Here is a 19,065-nt window from a genome sequence, read left to right as displayed (position 1 = left end):
GCACTAAGATTAAAAAACTTAAATAACTTGCTATTTAATTAATAAAAGATAATTTAGGAAAATTAAATTTGGTTTTATTTGGTTTTTTAATAAAAATATTAAATTTTTTGTTCACCTACACCCCCTCCAAACCATCTCTAACTAAAACTTTAGGCTACATCCTAACAGTCATTATTTGTGCTACAAGTAGTATTAGCATATACCAGCAAGTCAAAAACAACACAACAACTAAAAAGCAACTAGCTCCTAGTCAAGCACGAGTTCTAGCTTATCAGCAAGGACAAGTAGGAAATTCATCTTCATCACTTCCTTTAGGTGTAGACATCTCCACCTTGCAAGATAAATCAACTAAATCCAATGGTTTATCATTCACTCAAAAAAATCCACCTACAGGCATTATCACTATGTCAACAAGTGTGAAAAACTCAGTTGATAATACTTTATCTGCCAACGCCTATGACTATATCAACTTAAGATATGTTCATTATGATCAAAGTACTAAAAAAGTCAAACTAGTTAAACAAGCACCCCCACCTGGGTTGTTTGCTAATGACCAATGACCTAAAATTGAAACAAGTGGCAACAAATTATCCAAACTATTCCCAACACCTGCAATTGCTCAAGCAATTGCCTCCACTCTAGGCTGAACTAGTTCAACTAATCAATCTAAACAAACTAGTTTCAGTCGAGATGACTGATTTAATGCACTCAACAAGCCCAACTTAACTTTAGACTTATCAAATAACAACTTAACTAGTATTGCTGAAATTTTTAATCCTTATATTCGCTGGGGTCTTGGCATTTACAATCTTGTTGCAAGTGTTAAACCTGATCCAATTACTCAAAAAGTTAATTATCACATTTTATATGATGGGATTGGTACACTTAAAGTTGATGATAATCAATTACACTATTTTCCTAATGTTAATTTTACTAATTTTCCAGCACTAAAAACTATTAGTGCTTCTCATAATCAAATTAGGGTGATTGGTAATTTTAGTAGTTATGGGATGAATCAGAAAAATACGGGGTATTTGAGTGAGGAAGAGATTAAACAGATGAATGAGCAGCAGGGGAATGGGGGGTCTGCTACTTCTGCTTCTTCTACTACCAACAAATACGATTATTATCAGTACTTAAAAAGTTTGTGAAGTAGTGGGAAGGGGTTGGGGGATGATGGTTCTGGTCAGAACCAAGGTGGTTCTGGTTCTTCTTCTTCTTCTTCTTCTTCTTCTGCTTCTTCTACTGAAGAACCCTACACTTATGATGCGAGTGATGTTAAAGCAAGACCTGAAGTCAAAGCCATCATGAAGTGGTTGGAAGAGACACTTCCAGGCAAAATGTATATGCATTTGCCTACTACTACCACTAGTAGTGGGAGTGGAACCCCTGGTTCTTCTGGAACCATTGCTAACAATTCTAACAAAACCATTTCTGACTACTCCACCTTCCTTGCCGCCATCTCATCTGACGACTTTTATTTTAATAATAAGGAAGGAGGAGTGTATGTTAATCAGGTAAGTCCAAGCACAAATATGAATGCCAACAACACAGACAATAACATGTATGACTCAGCAAGTGGCATTACTACAGATGCCACTGGTCTCATTTCCAACCGTTCCAAAGGCCTCAACTTTGGTTCCACTCGCTTAATGATCACTAAAGACATTAATAATATTGACTTTAGTCATAATCAAATTGAAGTAATCCCTGTATCTCCCAACTTATTTACTAATATCAATTTTAGTAGTAATAGGCTTAAATATGTTCCTCCATTAGGGATTAAACCACTACCTTACTTGCAGTTCTGGTTTTATCATCAATCATTAATGAAGGTGGCAGATACTAACTTTTATAATGCAATGCACGGACCTGGACCCAATCCTGAGAATTGGAATAAGTATTATAGTACGGGGAGTGTTAATGAGAAGCCAGCTGGGTTTGGTCTTGGTAGTGAAGGTCTTGCCAACGACAAAATCCAATGAGTGGGTTTAGCAGATGTCAATCAAACTTTACCTAAAATTAGTTTTGCTAACAACCAGTTGCTTGATTTTTGACCACAACAAAAACAAACTGACAGCTGGTATTTGTGACCGAAGTTGACGGTTGGTGAAAACGATCGGGAAGGTCCCACAGGGATGATTCAGTATGGGTTTGGTGGGGGAAGTGGAAGTGGGGGTGGTTCTGGAGGGACTGCCATGCCACAACCCACAGGGACTAACCCTAAAACCATTATGATCAAAAACAACCCAACAAATGTGATGGGCAAACCCATCTTTCCATGAAACAACCAAATTGGAGCTCCTTCAGACAATACTTCCTTCAACCCTTATTTCAGACGAATATGAGTTGGAGCGAATTTAGCGGGATTGGTTACTGGAGGAGATAAAACACCCTTTTTCAGCCACACTTATTTAGGCGGCATTAACCGTGATTTTGCTTATCAAGTGGCTGATGTGGTTGATACGTTTGATGGTGCTAACATTAACAATTTGACACTTTTTGGTACAAATACTCCTGCCTATAACTCATACAAGTTATGAGCCACAGCTGCACTTGATCGCTGGATTTATGCTCACTGGTTTAATCAACTAAGTGATAATGAGGTGTTGTCTAAAGGGCAAACTAGTACTTATGCATTTGATTTTCATGTGGATGAGCAGGAGTCTGACAAATTAATTCTACCAGGGTTTGGGGGTTCTGCTGGAGGTTCAAACGGGACTGGTATGGTAGGGTCGAACCCTGGTTCTTCCACAGGAAACGGGGGTGGTTCTGGAGGGGCGAACCCTGCTTCCCCCTAGGAGTCAATTCCAGTTTTACTAAAAATCAATTAGCTAAAATCACTAGTCTTGATTTATCTAACTTAAGTTTAAGCAACCTTGATTCAATTTTTAATCCCGTTCTAAAATGAGAATCCTTACACACAATTGATTTATCTAACAATGATTTTAGTAAGTACACCATCAAGTTTGAAAAAACCAATTTCCCAAAACTATATAAAATTAGTGCTAATAATGCTCATTTAAAGCAAATGATTGATGTTAGTTCATATGTGCTTGATCCGTTTGATTGGTGTGCAAATGCAAGTAATGAGAGTGACACAGAGATGTGTCAAGATTCTAACCCAAATTCTTCTAAAGATCAAACAACTAGTTCCACCTCTAGTTTCACCAAACAAGCTGCCCTAAACCAATACACCAATCCAATTAAAGATGGTGTCCCAAGATACTTCTCCTTAAACAACAACCAAATTCAACAAATCCCTAGATACTACTTAAAAATTAAGCTCGCTTATTTTGATCTTGCTAACAACTTATTAGGAATTGGAACAGAAAAAGATCCACTAGGAGTGTATGGCATTCCATGATATTCGTTGCAGCAAACAAGTAATACTGAAGGACTACTTCCAATCCAAGATCCAAGCATTCGTGGCCCATATGGAATTAATGTGTATGCTACAAGTGAGAAGAGTGGCTCATCTTGAAAATACACAGATGAGCAAGTAGCTAGATGAAGGTCAATGCCTTTTCCAATTAAAGGACTAACTTTTGGTAATTTTAATGATGTGCCAGATAGTAATAACCAGTTTGATAGTGGGGTTAAATGAGGTAGTGGCACTAACCCTGACACTGGAGGCAATCAACCCTATTTCAACTTTGCTAACAACCATTTAGTTGCGCCCATGATTTTTAAGCAAAGCAATGTGAATTATGATCCAAATGCAATTATTGCTCCTCAAACTAAAAGTGTCAACTTGTTTGTAGGGCGTGAGGATTTTAAAAAATCAAAATATCATAAGGATCAAAAGATGATTATTGAAAAATATGAAAAACAAACAGACAAAACCCCCTTCTCAGACAATAACAATGCTGAACTACTAGTTCCTGAACCTGATAGTATTTATCCTTGAATTAATCAAATTGGTCAAACTAAACAATATTTACCAGGAACAAGCTACATTTGAAACACTTATAGTGTTTATACTATAAGATCATTTAATGGTTATGGGTTGTTTGAGCAGAAGGAGGATAGTAGGACTGATGGGATTGAAGGGAACATGTGGGATAATAATGTCCAGATGACTAGTAATGGAGGGAACCAACAGGGACAACCTGATCCTTATGCGGGTACATCTTATAAAAACGGATCAGATAATAGTCAAGGCATCAAATGAACCGTACCTAAAGCAAGTGATTTTAAGAAGTTTAAAGATTCATCTGGCAATAACACCATCCCCCCCAACATTAGTGATTTTATTAGTGGAAAAAACGGACAAGACCCTCATGGCTGATGGGGGGTGAGACAATTTAGTGGGAATTGAAGCTCCAGTTTTTTCACTGGAAATGACAAATCAGCCGGAGCAAACCACCCCATCCACTGAACCCGCTATAAACCATTTCGCACTTATTTAGTAAGTGCTAAAAGCTTTGCTAGATCTCACCGCCGCCAAGCATACACACCTGTATATGATGGCAATGTTTTTTATGATGCAACTACTACTGATAATGTCAATCAAACAATTAGTTTAAGTCCTAGTGGGCAAACTTTAAACAATACTACTGGAGTGAATAATAAAATCAGTTTTTTGAAGTTGACAAATAACAATGCTGATATTATTAGTCCAAGTGCAAACGGTGTTGTTCCAGGCTTGCGCGCATTTTTCACTAACAACAACAATGCAGCACTTTTTGGACTTGCACCTAACTTATGATTGACAAATATTAAGCAACCTAGTAGTTTTGGGATTAGACAAGGCGAGAATACCCCATACAAATCAGCTTATACTAATACTAATGGGTTATATAGTTATACGAGCTATTTTTATGTCGTGAATCAGGTAGAGAGTGAGTTGCAGAATGAGGGAAATTTAGCTAAAGAAGTGAAGAGTCCAGCAGGGACTAACACTAACAATAACCTCAACCTAAGCCAATACAAAAACAAATTTGCTCAAGTTATTAGTGCTGAAAATATTTTAACTGGAAAAAACCAGTTTTGAAAATCAAGCAAACAATTTGATCAAGTTTATTTACAACAACTAGATCGTACTAAAGTGCATTTAGACTTTGATGATACTAGTGGTACACTAAAGTATCAGTTTAAAGTGTATCTGCCAGGATATTCTGCAAATGGAAGGTTGTTGCCTAAAAATCATGAAGCAAAGCCTATGGACAATGAAACACGAACAATTGATGATAATATTAATCAAACTGTGACTGGCTTTGTTAAGGGGCAGTTGCAGGTGGAATCTGATACTAATACAGGCACTTGAACTGATGTGGATATGGCTAAGACTAAGCAGCAAAACCAAAATGATCAATCAGAATCAAACACAATCCTTCTGCCTGCACCTAAGAGCATTCAAGATTTGATTAAGGACCAGTTAGATGGGTATGATTCAGTTGATGCAAACGCAATCGCCAACACCCTTAAAACCAACTATTTAGGTAATTTATTAGCTGATTCAACTAAAACAACAGCAGATATTATTAATGGTAATCATAGTGATTTACACCATGTTAATCAACAGTATATTACTAACTTAACTAAAGATGCAACTTCTGGAACTATTAGTTTTCAAGTTAATGTTCCTTCATTTAAGTTTAGCAATAATAATAGTTTAGAGTTTCCAAGCAAATGAAAGTCTAAAACGTTTGTGTATCAAGGATTGAAAAAACTAAGTACTAGTTTTATTGGAACTAGTGTGAGTGGAAATGCTGCAACTGGTGCTTCTAAACTCTTCAATGTTGATGCTTACACTTCTGATGAAACCAAAAAACAAAAATATTATGACTTAATCAAAAAACCTGCAAGTGCAGTAACTGCAGCTGATTTACTAGATTTGAATGCAGTGACAACTAACAATGCTGAATGACTTAAAAAACCAGACACAGAAAAACAAGCCGCCTTTAGCTTATTAGCTAACAATTTAGCTGGAACTGTGACTTGAACGATTAATTTACCAGCTGATGAGAATAAAAAAATTGCCCCATTAATAGCAACTTATCAATGAGCTGGATTTAGTACTACAAGTACAACTATTGAGTGGAAAAAACAAGAAGATTTAAAAGATGTTTTGAGAGGTAAAAGCATTAGTGATGTTGTTAAGATGTTTAATGAAAATCCACAAATGTTTTTTACTTCTATTAGTGGGGGGGTGAGTAGTAATAATTCAATTACTAAAGCTGATTTGGTTCAAGAAATTCAATATAATGCAAATGGTAACAATCCTAATTTAATTGTTGATGAAAGTAGGGGGACAATTCAGTTTTTTAATGTCCAACTTAAAAACTATTATCAACATGGTGTCAAATTTGAAAATGGACAACCAGTAAATAATGGTAGTAGTACTAATAATACTAATCCATCCTATCTTACTTTACCTGCATCTGCAATTTATTTATTTCAACGTGGTGTGTCTCAATTAAACTGAAAAAACGATAGTGATGTGATCAAAAACATTAAAGAATATTTACAAAAGAACAACCTAATTCCTGCAGGACTTAATAAAGATAAACTAACTTTATTTCAAATTAAGCAATTAATTGTGACTAACAATTTAAAACTAACTGATCTTAAGATTTTTGAACTAAAAAACATTAAAGTTGAAGATGTTAGTATTAGTGTCCCATTATCTCAACTAATTAGTAGTGATGATCAAAAAGGAACTCTAAGTTTTGATGGGATAAAAGTTAATAACTGACAAGAAGATAAGAGTTATCAGACAATTACTAAAATGATTGATCTAAAAGTAATTCATGATAAGAAAATCATTAACACTTTTGTTTTTAGTGAGCAACTAAGTCCGTTTTTAATTAATTTGTCTGTGCCAAAAATTGCTGAACTTTTTGCTGATCCTAAAACTGCTGCTACTTATATTGATGGCTTAAATCAAGGTGTGAAGACGTTTGATTTTAAAAACTAAATAATTAATCAAATAAATAATATTTTTTATAAATTTTAAATAAAATATTAGTTAATAATAAAATTTCATAACATTAAGTTTTAACTATTATTTTTCAAATTAAATAATTAAAAAAATTTAAAAACAATAAGGATAAAAAATTTATGAAAAATAATGATAAATTAAAACCTAACAGAATTAAAAAAGAAAATAATAATGTTACTTTTACAGAATTACAAGAACCTTTAGATCATTGTCCTCTAATCGTTTCTTCTAATAACCTAACAAAAGAATATTATTATTTAAAAATTCGTCCTGCTAGAGATGAAAACAATGTTTTAAAAATTCCAATTCATAGAGAAATTTTAATTCCTAAAAAACCTAAAGTAATTAAGGGATTATTTTTTCAAGACACTTATGTTAATACTAACAAAATTTATCATATTAAAAAATCTGAAATTAACAAATATTTTGATAAAAACAAAATTTATAAAATGAAATTTTTTGATCGCTTATGTGGAATTTTAATTTATGATACTTTATTAAATAACTTAGAACAGGAATTACCATTTTGTTCTATTACAAAAGTATCATATAATCAAGATCAACAAAAATTCGAAAGTATTAATGAATATTGTCATAAAATTTTAATTAATTATGAATATGATAAATTCATTGATTCTAAAAAACGAGAACAATATAAACCAATTTATCAAAATATTAAAATTAATAATAGTTTAAATTGTAACAATTTAGAACTATGTAAAGATGTGTATTTTACAATCCAAAAAGAAAGAGGTAATTTTTTTAATAAGAGTCATTTTACTCCTAAAGAAGATGAATTAATAATTAGTAATTTAGAAAAACATCAAGTTTTATGAGAAAAAGCTAAAAAAATTAAAAAAGATTAATTTTAATTAGTTTAATCAATAAAAAAACTACCTGATTTATTTAGGTAGTTTTTTAATATCAATATAATCACTTAAAAAAATTATTTTAATAACAGTTATTAAGAATTGTTAGAATCAGATTTACAAATTCTATCAATTGCTTCATCACAATCATTTGCTTCATTTTTATCATTTGAACCATTATTAGTATTTTCTATTTTATTAGTATCTACAATATTTGTTGGTTTCAAATTGAAATTAGAAGTTATTACACTAATTGATTTTTTTTCTAAAGGTTGTTGAATTGGGTTGTAATCATTTTTGGCAACATTTGCTTTTTGATCAATAATATTAATTTCTTTCATTGAATTAACTAATTTTTTTACTTTAGGAGAAATATCTCTTAATCTGTTTTCAATTACTCTGAATTTTTTAGTAATTTTATTATTAATTTCTTCTTGAACTTCTTCAGCTAATTCAATAATTTTTTTGGCATTATTAGTAATTTTCACAAAATGTTCATTAATGCGATTAATATTACGGTCTAAAATTTGATTCTTTCAATCTTCAAATGATTGAGCAAATTTTTCAGCATCACTAAAATGAGAAACTTCTGAAAAGTATTTATTTTTAATTTCATGAATTTTTAGCATTAATTGTAAAAGTGGCATCAAAAATTCACGACGCATAACAAATAATTTGATATTTTTATCACCTGTTTGTTGAGAATGATCAGCTAGAAAAATACTAAAATTATTATCTTGTTCTAAATTAGAAACTAAAACAGCATATTCAGCATTGATTTTTTTAGCATAATTAACAATTTGTTTGAAATGATCAGAATTTTTTGTTTTAGTTTTACTATCACTTAATTCTGACTTACATTCAATAACTACTTTCAAAGTTGAATTATTTTGATCATCTAAACATTCAAAAAGAAAATCAACTCGTTTATTATCAGCAATCATTTTTTGAGGAAATCAATTGATTTTTTTCTCAATGCTAATAAAACCAAAATATTTTTGAAATTGTTCATCAACTCATTTCTCTAAATCTTGACCAATTTGAATAACATTATAAGTTTTATATTGTTCTAAAGTTTTAATTTCATTTTTTAATGCAAAAATTTCTTGATTAAACTTTTTCTCTTGTTCATTTAACTTATTATTGATTGCTAGTTCTTTTTCTTTTTGAAATTTATTTTTTTCTATATCTATTTTTTTCAAATAATCAATTTCTAATTCGTGCTTTAAATTACTAATTTTACTATTTAAATCTTTTTGATAATTTTGATTAATAAAATTTAATTTATCTTTTTCACTATTTAATTGTATTTTTAATTGAGTAATTACTTCATTTAACCTAATTTTTTCTTTAGCTTCATTTTCTTTGATTTTATTAGTAACTTCAAATTCAATTTTTTCTAAATCTTTTTGATGAATTTGTTTTAAATTATCAAGATCTTTTTGATGAAAATTTTGCAATTCTTGATTTAATTTTTTATTTTCTTTAATTCTAATATTTTCAGTGTATTGTTCAATTGTTTTTCCTAATTTACGTTCTCAAAAATTACGATCAATATTTGCTAAATCATTAATAACATCTTCAATAAAAAAATAATCACCTCTTCTAGCATCTTCTAATAACTCAAACTTAGAACGATCATTTTGATAATCAGCTAATTTTACTTTTATTTTTCGGTTATTATTATTATTATTCATTATAAAAATCCTGTTTTTTGTTTATCTTATTAAAAATACTAATATTAAAAATTAAAAATTTGAAAAAATCAGCATTTAAAACTAATCTTTACTTAAAAATTTTATTATATCAAATCTATAACAATTAATTTAGTTCATTTGCACTAACTAGTACTTTTTTTAACAATAATCAGGTTTCAATTTTTTGAAACAAAATAATTCATTGATTATGCAAAAAAATCAAAATAATGTTAACTGCAATATAAATTCCAATAACTGCACCAATATTATTAGGAAAACTTAATTTAAAAATTTGACCAGTATAATAATATTCGCCTTGAATCCCTTGAGTATTTGATCAATCATTAGGGTGTAATCCTGTAACATTTCAATTAACTTGTCGATAATAAACAAATAAATAGACATACAGTAAATACAATCCTCCAATAATAATGGTCGGAAAAATTTTCGTTTTATGACGATAGATTGCTAGTGTCATCGCTCCCATAAACACTAAATTAAAGTGCATAATAAAATATAAGCGATTTGGTTCAATGCCTAGAAAAATATATTGTAAAGTAATTGGATTAGTTTCAGTAATAACAATTGCATATAAAGTCACTGATCCAGTAAAAATGCTAATAACAGCTAATTGTCTAATAATTTTCTTTTTTAAATCAAAAATTAACCCTAAAGGAAAAAATACTGATAAAAAAGGGCACATATCTAAAAGATAAACTTTAGAATAGGCAACAGAATATTGATAACTTCCAATTGAAAATGTGTTATCAATGTAATTTTGATAATCAAAACTTCAACGAAAATAAATAAAATAAAAAAGCGTGATAAGTGATCAAATCAGAAAAAAACAATAACTTCAATTTAATTTTTTTAATTTCAATAATGATTTGTTAATATTTTTATTGATTAAGTTAATTGAAGTAAAATTGTGATATCTAATCATTATTAATCTGATGCAATAAACTAATAAAACACTAAAAATAATAATAACAGCACTAGAGATTAATAAAGTAGTAATTTGTTTATCAGTTGTCACTAGTAAAATCCTTGTTTTTAAAAAGAACAAAGTTAAAATCGTCTAATAACATTTTTGAATCATTTTTGAATTGAAAAAAATGCATCTTACTTATTAGTAGTTTCACGATCAAGTATTTTATTTTCATCATTGCGATGATTAATTCAATAAAAATTTTCAATAATATTTAAACAATGATCAATTTTACGTTCAATTTGTTTACTAATTAAACTTAATTGAACACCAAAATTTTGTTTTGGTACTAATTTTTCTTTATCTTGATTTTGTAGTAAATGACTAACAATTGATTCAAAATAATCATTAGCAATAACAGCTAGTGTTTTAGCATATTTTTCATGAAAAGATTTTTGTAATTTTTGACAACTGCGAAAACAAACAGTTGATGTATGATGTGGGTTTTGAGAAAATAATTGGTGCATTTTTTCTAAACATACATCAGATTCTTCATGTAATTGAAAAACATGATGAAATATTTTGTTTCATTTAGTAATATTTTTAGTAATTTTGCAAATATTGTAATTAATGTCACAAATGCGTTCAATGTCTTTTAATGAATTAAGTAATGATAAAAAAAAATTTAAATGGTTATTAACTGGTTGCTCTTTACTAATATTTCAAGCAATTAATTCATATATTTGGCCATAAAGCAAATTCGATTTTTTTTCAATTGCTCTAATTTTTTCATACAACTCAGCATTATGTTGGTTTGATTTAAAATATTTAGAAACAATTTTGTTCTGTTTTAAAGCAAGATTAAAATATTTCAAAAATTCGACATAACTTTGTCTAATGGTACGATCAAGGGAGCGATAATTAATAGCCATAAAATTTATCGGATTTTTAATTGGTAAGAATTAAAAATAGCTTCAATTGCTTTAACCTTTTTTTCAATTATTTGATGATTTAATGTTTCATTTAAACTATTTAGTCTGATTGATAACAAATAATTAATATCATTATTTTGATCAATATATTTCTCTAATAATGTTGTTTCTGCAACATATTCAATTGATTTAATCTTTTCAATTAAATCATTTAATAAAACAGTCTGATCTTTATTAATTGTAAATGAAAATTGGCGAAATGATGAAGGATATTCACTAAAAGAGTTAGCATTAATTATTTTAGGTGTTTTAAGATCTAATCAAACAAAAGCGCCATAACAAATCTGTTTTAAATTTCATTTTAAGTCTTTTAAAAATAGAAAATTTAGTTGACCAACATAACCAATAATTTCATCATCTTCATTAATGATTGCATTAGTTGCTTCAGGTACAAAAACTTGATTAACAACATCATTGAATGATTGGTGTACAAAACGAATTTTTTGATGATAAAACTTTAGAGTTTCACTTAAATAAATTTTCAAATCATAAAAATCATGACTTAATTGCGTTTGATTTAAGGCTGATTTAATATTATTAGGAATAGCAATAACATTTAAACTTAATCGTGATTTTTGATCATAAAAAATATTAGTCAATTCAAATCAAGATCGATAAGCATTTTGTTTGGCAATATTTTGATTAATAACTTCAATTAATTGACACAAACCATGAACTCTTAAAGTCGTTCTATTAGCATTATTAAAATTTTTCAATTGTTGATAAACAGGGATTTTCATGAAATTAAATTTTTTAACTTCATCATTTCTTTGCAAGTTGTATGTTTTTGCTTCAAAAAAGTTTTTAGAAATTCAATAATTACGCACTTGATTTCACAATTCAAACTGATCAACATCTAAATTGTTAATTAATTTTAAAGTAGGTGGATCAAAAGGAATTGTATTAATATCTAATAAATTAACAATATCTTCTGCTAAATCATTCATCGTAATTAAATCATTACGTCAAATTGGAGTTATTAACTGATCGTTTTTTCACTCATAACCTAATTTTATTAATTGATTTAAAACATCATTAGGACTAAATTGATAACCAATAAAATTTTGCAATCAATTTAAATCAAAATTTAAAATCGATCTTTTTGGTTTTTGATATTGAGCAAAGCCTAATTCTAAACAATATTTAGTGCCTAAAACTTCAATCATATAATTTAAGGCTAATAAACTTAAATAATTAGATTTAACTTTAATATTACTTAATGTTGAAGTACTATTAATTTGATATTTATTATTAGTTTTTAAAATTGCTAAAGAATTAAAATTAATTAATTCTAAATAAGCAGTAGTAGTTGAATTAGTAATTTTACTAATATTTGAACCAATCATGCCACCTAATGCTAATACTTGGTTATGATCATCACTAATAATAATTTCTTCAGTTGATAACTGATATTCACGGTTATTTAAATCAGTAAATTTTTGATTATTAGCAAAACTAATTTTTAATGTTTGATTAATAATTTTATTAGCATCATGAAAGTGAATTGGTTGATTAAATAATAAAACTAATAAATTACCTAAATCAACTAAATCATTAATTGGACTTAAATTATTATTTAATAATAACTTTTTAATTTTTCAAGAACTAGAAGCAATTTTAACTTGGTTAATTTTAATAAAAAAAGCAGCATCATTTGTTTGCTGATCATTAAAAACTTTTAAATCATTAGTTAAAGATAAATGATTAATTTGATTAACTAATTGATCATAATCAATTATTTTAAATGATCAATTAAGTTTTTGTGAAAGTTCAACAATTAAACCAAAAGCACAATATAAATCAGATCGATTAGCTGGAATTGATAAATCAAAAACTAAATCATCTAAACCAATAACACTAGGATCAAATGGTTGTTGATAATCAAAATCATCATCTAATTCAATAATTCCATCATTATTGTCTTTAGCATTAGATAAAACTGTTTTATCAATACCACTTAATTCTTGATATGAACAAATCATTCCTTCTGATCAAATATCTAAAATTTGACGTGGTGTAATTTTTAAACCATTAGGTAAAATCGCTCCTTCTAAAACAACAATTACTTTTAAATTAACACGAACATTACTAGCACCACAAATAATCGTTTTAATTACTCCTGTAGATAATTCAACTTGACAAACTGATAATTTTTGTGAATGAGGATGTGGTGTTATTTTTTTAATTAAACCAAAATAAATTTCTTTAATTGGTTGATGAGAATAAAATGCTTCAATTTCAATGCCAATTTTAATAAAAGCATTTTCTAATTGATTAAAACTAAATTTTTTAATTTCTGGGTTAAGAATGCCTAAAAGATTTCTACTAATTAACATCTTTTACCTACTTTAAAAAATCGATTATCATTTTGATAAAAATGACGAATATCATTAATATTATATTTTAACATTGCTAATCGTTCAATGCCAACTCCTGCAGCAATTGCATTAAATTTTTTAGGATCATAGCCAGTGTTTTTTAGAACATGTTGATTAATCATTCCTGATCCTAGCACTTCAATTCAACCTGTTTTTTTACATTTATTACAACCATTTTGTGAACATTTATTACATGCAATATCCACTTCAAAAGAAGGTTCAGTAAAAGGAAAAAAAGAAGGGCGAAATCTCACTTGAATTGAACGTTCAAAAACATATTCTAAAAAATTTTTAATGACTCACTTTAAATTAGCTAATGATAAATTTTTTTGCACTCAAATAAAATCAACTTGAACAAATTGGTGCGAATGAGTTAAATCATCAGAATCATTCCTAAAAACATTACCAAAAGTAACGATCCGTAAATCTTCTTTTGGTTGTGCTGCTAATAAAACTTTAGCTGTATGTGCTGTATTGTGCGATCTTAACATATAAGTTTGATCAAAATAAAATGAATCAGAATTCAAACGCGCAGGATGATTTGGTCCAATATTTAATAAATCAAAATTTTCATAAAAACTCACTACTTCATTTCCAGTATTAATTTGAAAATTCATTTTCACAAATCATTCACATGTTCTTGCTAGAATATCATTTAATCAATGTGGGTATGCAGCAATAATATGATCATTTTGCATACTATGATCAATTATTATTTTATGAAAACTTTTTTGTTCAAATTGATCTTTAATATCATCAAATAAATTTTGTGCAGCTGTTTTTAATTGATTAATTAAAATACCCGTATTTTTTCTTTCTAATAAACTTAAATTACTTAAAGTTTTTTGCAAACTAATAACATGATTTTTAAATCATAAATTTTTAATTTCAATTGCTGATTGTAAATTAGGTGCTTGATTTAATTGTTCTTTTAGTTGTGATAATAATGTTGTTAATTTTTCAGAATGATTCATAATAAATAATTTATTCTAAATTTTTTAATAATTGATCTGCTAAATCGATTGATTCTCATTTAGGTTTTAAATCAAGTCGACCAAAGTGACCAAAACAAGCAAAATTAGCATATTGTGGTTTAAATAAATCTAAAGCTTGAATCACATCATTTAAATCTAATGGAAAAGTTTTTTTAATTGCAGCAATAATTTGTTCACTTGTGTATTTATTTGCTTCATGAAAACCTAAACTAATATTAATTGGTAATGTCATACCTAAAGCATAAACTAATTTAACTTCAACTGCAGAATAAATTTTTGCTGCAACTAAATTTTTAGCAATTCATCTTGCTAAATAAGCACCAGTACGATCAACTTTAGAAGGATCTTTACCAGAATAGCCACCCCCACCATGAAGTGCTAATCCACCATAAGAATCAACCATTAATTTTCGATTAGTTAATCCAGTATCAGCAATAGGACCACCAATAATAAATTCTTTAGAAGTATTAATTAATTTTCGATAATTATGATTTAAATGATATTGTTCAAACACTGGTTGAAAAATTAATTGTTCAACATCTTTTGTAATTTGTTCATTGCTAACATTAGCATGATGTTGAATCGAAAAAATTACTGAATCTAATTGTGGTTTGTGATTAGATCATTTTAAGCTAACTAAACTTTTCATATCATATTTAGCTCATAATAATTTTTTAGTTTCAATTAATTTATGAGCTTGATAGACTAATTTATTAGCTAAAACATATGCTAAAGGTAAATATTCTTCAGTTTCATTACATGCATAACCATAAACAATGCCCTGATCACCAGCAGCAAGACGATTGTCTTCTTTAATAACTGATTGAGCAATATTAGGTGATTGTTTATTAATATTAGAAATAATTGTAAAATCATTTTCAGTGTATCCTAATTTTAATAAAACTGATCATGCTGCTTGAACAACATCAACATATGTTGAAGTTGTAATTTCTCCACCAATAACAATTAATCGGTTTGATGCAAAAACTTCACAAGCAACTTTAGCATTTTGATCATTTGCTAAACAGTGATCTAAAATATAATCTGCTATTTGATCACAAATTTTATCAGGATGACCACTACCTACACTTTCAGCACTAGTAATTTCAAAATCAGAATATCATTTTGTCTGACTTTTTTTGTTATCAATTACACCATTCATTTAGCAATTTTAATGATAAAAATTTATCATTATCTCCTTATCTTCAATTTTTAATTTAATATTTATTAATTATTATATTGATTTTTCTTATATAGTAAACTACCATAATAAGCAATCATAGCACCATTATCAGTAGCATATGATAAGTCAACTAATCATGTTTGATAAGATAAATCAATTAGTGTTGTTCTTAAAAAATTATTAGCCCCTACACCACCAACAATAGCAAGATGATCAATTTGGTGTAACTTCATATAAAAATTAATTTTATTAATTAATGAGCGAATCACTCATCTTTGAAAGGAAGTAGCTAAAACTTTTTGTAAATCACTAACAGATAATTTTAAAGGATTTTTTTTTCAAAAAACAATTGCTGCTGTTTTAATTCCTGAATAACTAAAAGGTTTTGTTGCACTTGGTTGTTTTGCTAAATTAATTATTGCTAAATTATGATCAAATAACTGATCAATTTTAGGTCCTGCTGGATATGATAAACCCATAACACGACCAACTTTATCATATGCTTCACCAATTGCATCATCAACTGTAGCATTTAATAATTCAATTTGATCAAGAGCATTAACTAAGTATAAAGCAGTTGTTTTCCCTGAAGCAACTAATGCGATAAATGGATAGACAATTTGATGATTAATTCCTACTGAAAAAATATGAGCATATAAATGATTAAGCGCAATTAAAGGTTTATCTCAAATTAAACTTAAAGTTTGTGCAAAAATTTCTCCAACCATTAAACATCCTTGCAAACCAGGAGTTTTTGTATAAGCAATAGCAACAATCTCTTGCACATCAATTTTATGTTTAACTAAAAGTTTTTGCGTAATAGAAATAATATGATCAGCATGAGACCTAGCGGCAATTTCAGGAACAACTCCACCATATTGGGCTTGAATTGATGCTGATGAAAATTTAAGATGATCAATTAAGTGATTTTCTAAATTAAAAATGCCAATTCCTGTATCATCACAACTAGTTTCAATCCCTAAAACAAACTGATTCATAATTATTAATTTTTTTTAATTTCACATTAATTATCAAATAATCAAAAAAATGATTTTTTTGAACTTAATTTATCAAGATTGTTTTAGTTTAAGAAAGGCAATTAACATATTACTTCTAACTGAATCTGCTAAACTTCTTTCAACATATTTGTTCATATCAGCAACAGCATTAATCATAATAATTTTTTCTTGTAATAAGGCTTTATCAACAGCTACTTTTTTATCAACTTCAAAATTACTTTTAGCTGTATGTGAATAAGAATAATCAACAATATTGGATTCAATAACTTCATCATTAGCAGTTGCTTGAATTTCATATGTTACTTCAACTCTAGGTGATAGAACTGAATTAGTATTATTAATTTCAGTTTTTTGATCATATAGTCTAGCGTTTTTAATAACAAGTTTGCGAGTTGGTTGGTTTTGATCTGATAATGTTGTTTGATTAGATGAAGAACCATCATCAAAATTAAAATAACTTAATCGAATGTCATTAAAAGTAGTTATTTTTTCTTCAGAATTAGTAGGATTATCAATTTGACTACCAAAACCAAAATAAACTTTTGTTGGTGGTTGATAAAAATAAGAATCTTCAACAAAATCCTTCACTTGATCAAATGTTAAATCATCATTTTTATCAAGTGGTAGTTGTTGGGTTTGAGTATTATCTTCAGTTTGAGTATTAATTACAGCCATTGGATTATTAGTTGAGTGTTTTTTTACAGTTTCAGCATTAACACCTAAAATTTGATTATACATTTTAGTTAAAACTGGAGTATATTGAACATAATTAAAATTAATCATTGGTCCATAAACATAATGTGAACCATTATCAACATCATCAGTAATTAAATTAGCATCATATGTTTTACAAGTTTTATCATTACAATTATTACTAATTGCTTTTTCAGCCGCTATTTTCTGTTCATCTGTTAGTGTGCTAACTTCAGATTCAGTTAAAAATGATTGCTGATCAACACCTTCTAAACTAATTTTGCGAGCGATTTTATACAAACGATCTAATTTAGAATTTGTTGTTAAATCATCACTGACTTTATTTGAAAAATTAATTAAATCCAAAGCATATAAAGTTTTATCATTTTTAACAATATGTAAATCATCAGCACTAACTTCAGATTCATTATCACCACCATTTGAAGCAAATAAAATGTCACCATTGTACATAAATCCACCAGCAATACTACCTTTAGTTTTTGGTGTAGCTGCTAGTTTATTTAAAATCACATTTGAATCTGAGTTTAATAAAACTGGATTATTACCTAAATTTTTTTTATTAATCCCAAATTGATCAAAATTGTAATATTTATTTTCTAAATCACTAACTAAAGCATTAGTTTTAGGATTGACATTATCATCATTAGGATCAATAATATTAGCAACTGATAATAACGTTCTAGGATCATTAATAATACCAATTTGAGGACCAAAGGTGTTTGATTTAAAACGTGGATCTTTAGCAATTGCTTCTAAAGTTTGACTTCAACTAATTTTCCCATTGCTATTGTTGCTGCTCACATCAGGATTTAAATTTTTATTAACTTGACCACGATAAGCAAAATTAAAGGTTTGTAAAAAATAAGGAATGCCATAATCTAATAAATTAATTTTCATTCCATTTTCATCAGTATAAATTTCAGACAAAATTTTTTGTACAGGTTTAGTAAACAAACTTAATGCCTCAGTTGCTGTTGTAATTTTTTTACCATCAACTTCTAAATTAAATAGTGATCAGTTAATTTTTTTTGTTAATTTTAATTTAATTAAATTTTCTAATACTGAAGCTGAAACAACTGATGCATCATAATTATCTAATTGATAACGTGGTGGTACTTCTTCTGAAGTATTAAATGAATCAAAATTAACATCATAATTACTACTTAAATGCTGTTGTAATCAAGGTGACATATAAGATTGATAATTACCAAAAACTAAAGTGTTATTTGAATTTTTAACACCATTAAAACAAGCACTAGTAAAAATACTACTAAAAGTTGCGCTTAATCCAATTGCCATTAATTTCAGTTTTCTAAGATGTGTTTTTTGCATTTTGAAGTTATT

General features: G+C 28.0%; 11 protein-coding genes. 3 read left to right on the top strand and 8 right to left on the bottom strand.

Annotation, left to right across the window (positions count from 1 at the left end):
- Nucleotides 1–107 precede the first annotated feature (107 nt).
- The 3 genes from MCAV_RS01440 to MCAV_RS01430 all read left to right on the top strand — a co-directional run bounded on the left by MCAV_RS01440 (nt 108) and on the right by MCAV_RS01430 (nt 7,812).
- Nucleotides 108–2,801, top strand: a complete 2,694-nt coding sequence (locus MCAV_RS01440) for a hypothetical protein (protein ID WP_391592112.1) — start codon at nt 108–110, stop codon at nt 2,799–2,801.
- Nucleotides 2,802–3,031: 230 nt separating this feature from the next.
- Nucleotides 3,032–6,922, top strand: coding sequence for a hypothetical protein (locus MCAV_RS01435; protein ID WP_391592111.1), 3,891 nt, complete (start codon nt 3,032–3,034; stop codon nt 6,920–6,922).
- Between the two features lie 143 nt (nt 6,923–7,065).
- On the top strand, nt 7,066–7,812 hold the full coding sequence (locus MCAV_RS01430; RefSeq protein WP_391592110.1) for an Mbov_0400 family ICE element protein: 747 nt from the start codon (nt 7,066–7,068) through the stop codon (nt 7,810–7,812).
- A 98-nt stretch (nt 7,813–7,910) separates the two neighbouring features.
- Here MCAV_RS01430 and MCAV_RS01425 read toward each other — a convergent pair whose 3' ends face one another.
- The 8 genes from MCAV_RS01425 to MCAV_RS01390 form a co-directional block, all read right to left on the bottom strand.
- A complete protein-coding gene (locus MCAV_RS01425) occupies nt 7,911–9,512 on the bottom strand; it encodes a DUF2130 domain-containing protein (RefSeq protein ID WP_391592109.1) in 1,602 nt (533 codons plus the stop codon).
- Between the two features lie 124 nt (nt 9,513–9,636).
- Nucleotides 9,637–10,455, bottom strand: a complete 819-nt coding sequence (locus MCAV_RS01420; RefSeq protein WP_391592243.1) for a DUF5378 family protein — start codon at nt 10,453–10,455, stop codon at nt 9,637–9,639.
- 179 nt (nt 10,456–10,634) lie between these two features.
- Entirely contained in the window at nt 10,635–11,372 is a 738-nt protein-coding gene (locus MCAV_RS01415; protein WP_391592108.1) for a PhoU domain-containing protein, read from the bottom strand.
- Between the two features lie 5 nt (nt 11,373–11,377).
- A complete protein-coding gene (gene pheT / locus MCAV_RS01410) occupies nt 11,378–13,768 on the bottom strand; it encodes a phenylalanine--tRNA ligase subunit beta (protein ID WP_391592107.1) in 2,391 nt (796 codons plus the stop codon).
- Nucleotides 13,762–14,784 (bottom strand): phenylalanine--tRNA ligase subunit alpha, encoded by a 1,023-nt coding sequence (gene pheS / locus MCAV_RS01405; protein WP_391592106.1) that lies wholly within the window; start codon nt 14,782–14,784, stop codon nt 13,762–13,764. The genes pheT and pheS overlap by 7 nt, the downstream gene beginning before the upstream one ends.
- A 10-nt stretch (nt 14,785–14,794) precedes the next feature.
- Nucleotides 14,795–15,967 carry a methionine adenosyltransferase gene (gene metK / locus MCAV_RS01400; protein WP_391592105.1) on the bottom strand — a complete coding sequence of 391 codons (1,173 nt, stop codon included), beginning with the start codon at nt 15,965–15,967 and terminating at the stop codon, nt 14,795–14,797.
- 65 nt (nt 15,968–16,032) lie between these two features.
- Complete coding sequence (gene tsaD, locus MCAV_RS01395; protein ID WP_391592104.1) at nt 16,033–16,986, bottom strand: tRNA (adenosine(37)-N6)-threonylcarbamoyltransferase complex transferase subunit TsaD; 954 nt, start codon at nt 16,984–16,986, stop codon at nt 16,033–16,035.
- A 69-nt stretch (nt 16,987–17,055) separates the two neighbouring features.
- A complete protein-coding gene (locus MCAV_RS01390) occupies nt 17,056–19,053 on the bottom strand; it encodes a hypothetical protein (protein ID WP_391592103.1) in 1,998 nt (665 codons plus the stop codon).
- Nucleotides 19,054–19,065: the final 12 nt, after the last annotated feature.

The organism is [Mycoplasma] cavipharyngis (genome assembly GCF_042984175.1).
Classification (GTDB): Bacteria; Bacillota_I; Bacilli_A; order Mycoplasmatales; family Mycoplasmoidaceae; genus Mycoplasma_N; species Mycoplasma_N cavipharyngis.
Note: the sequence above shows the minus strand (reverse complement) of the source record. Positions and strands in the feature narration are given on the sequence as shown.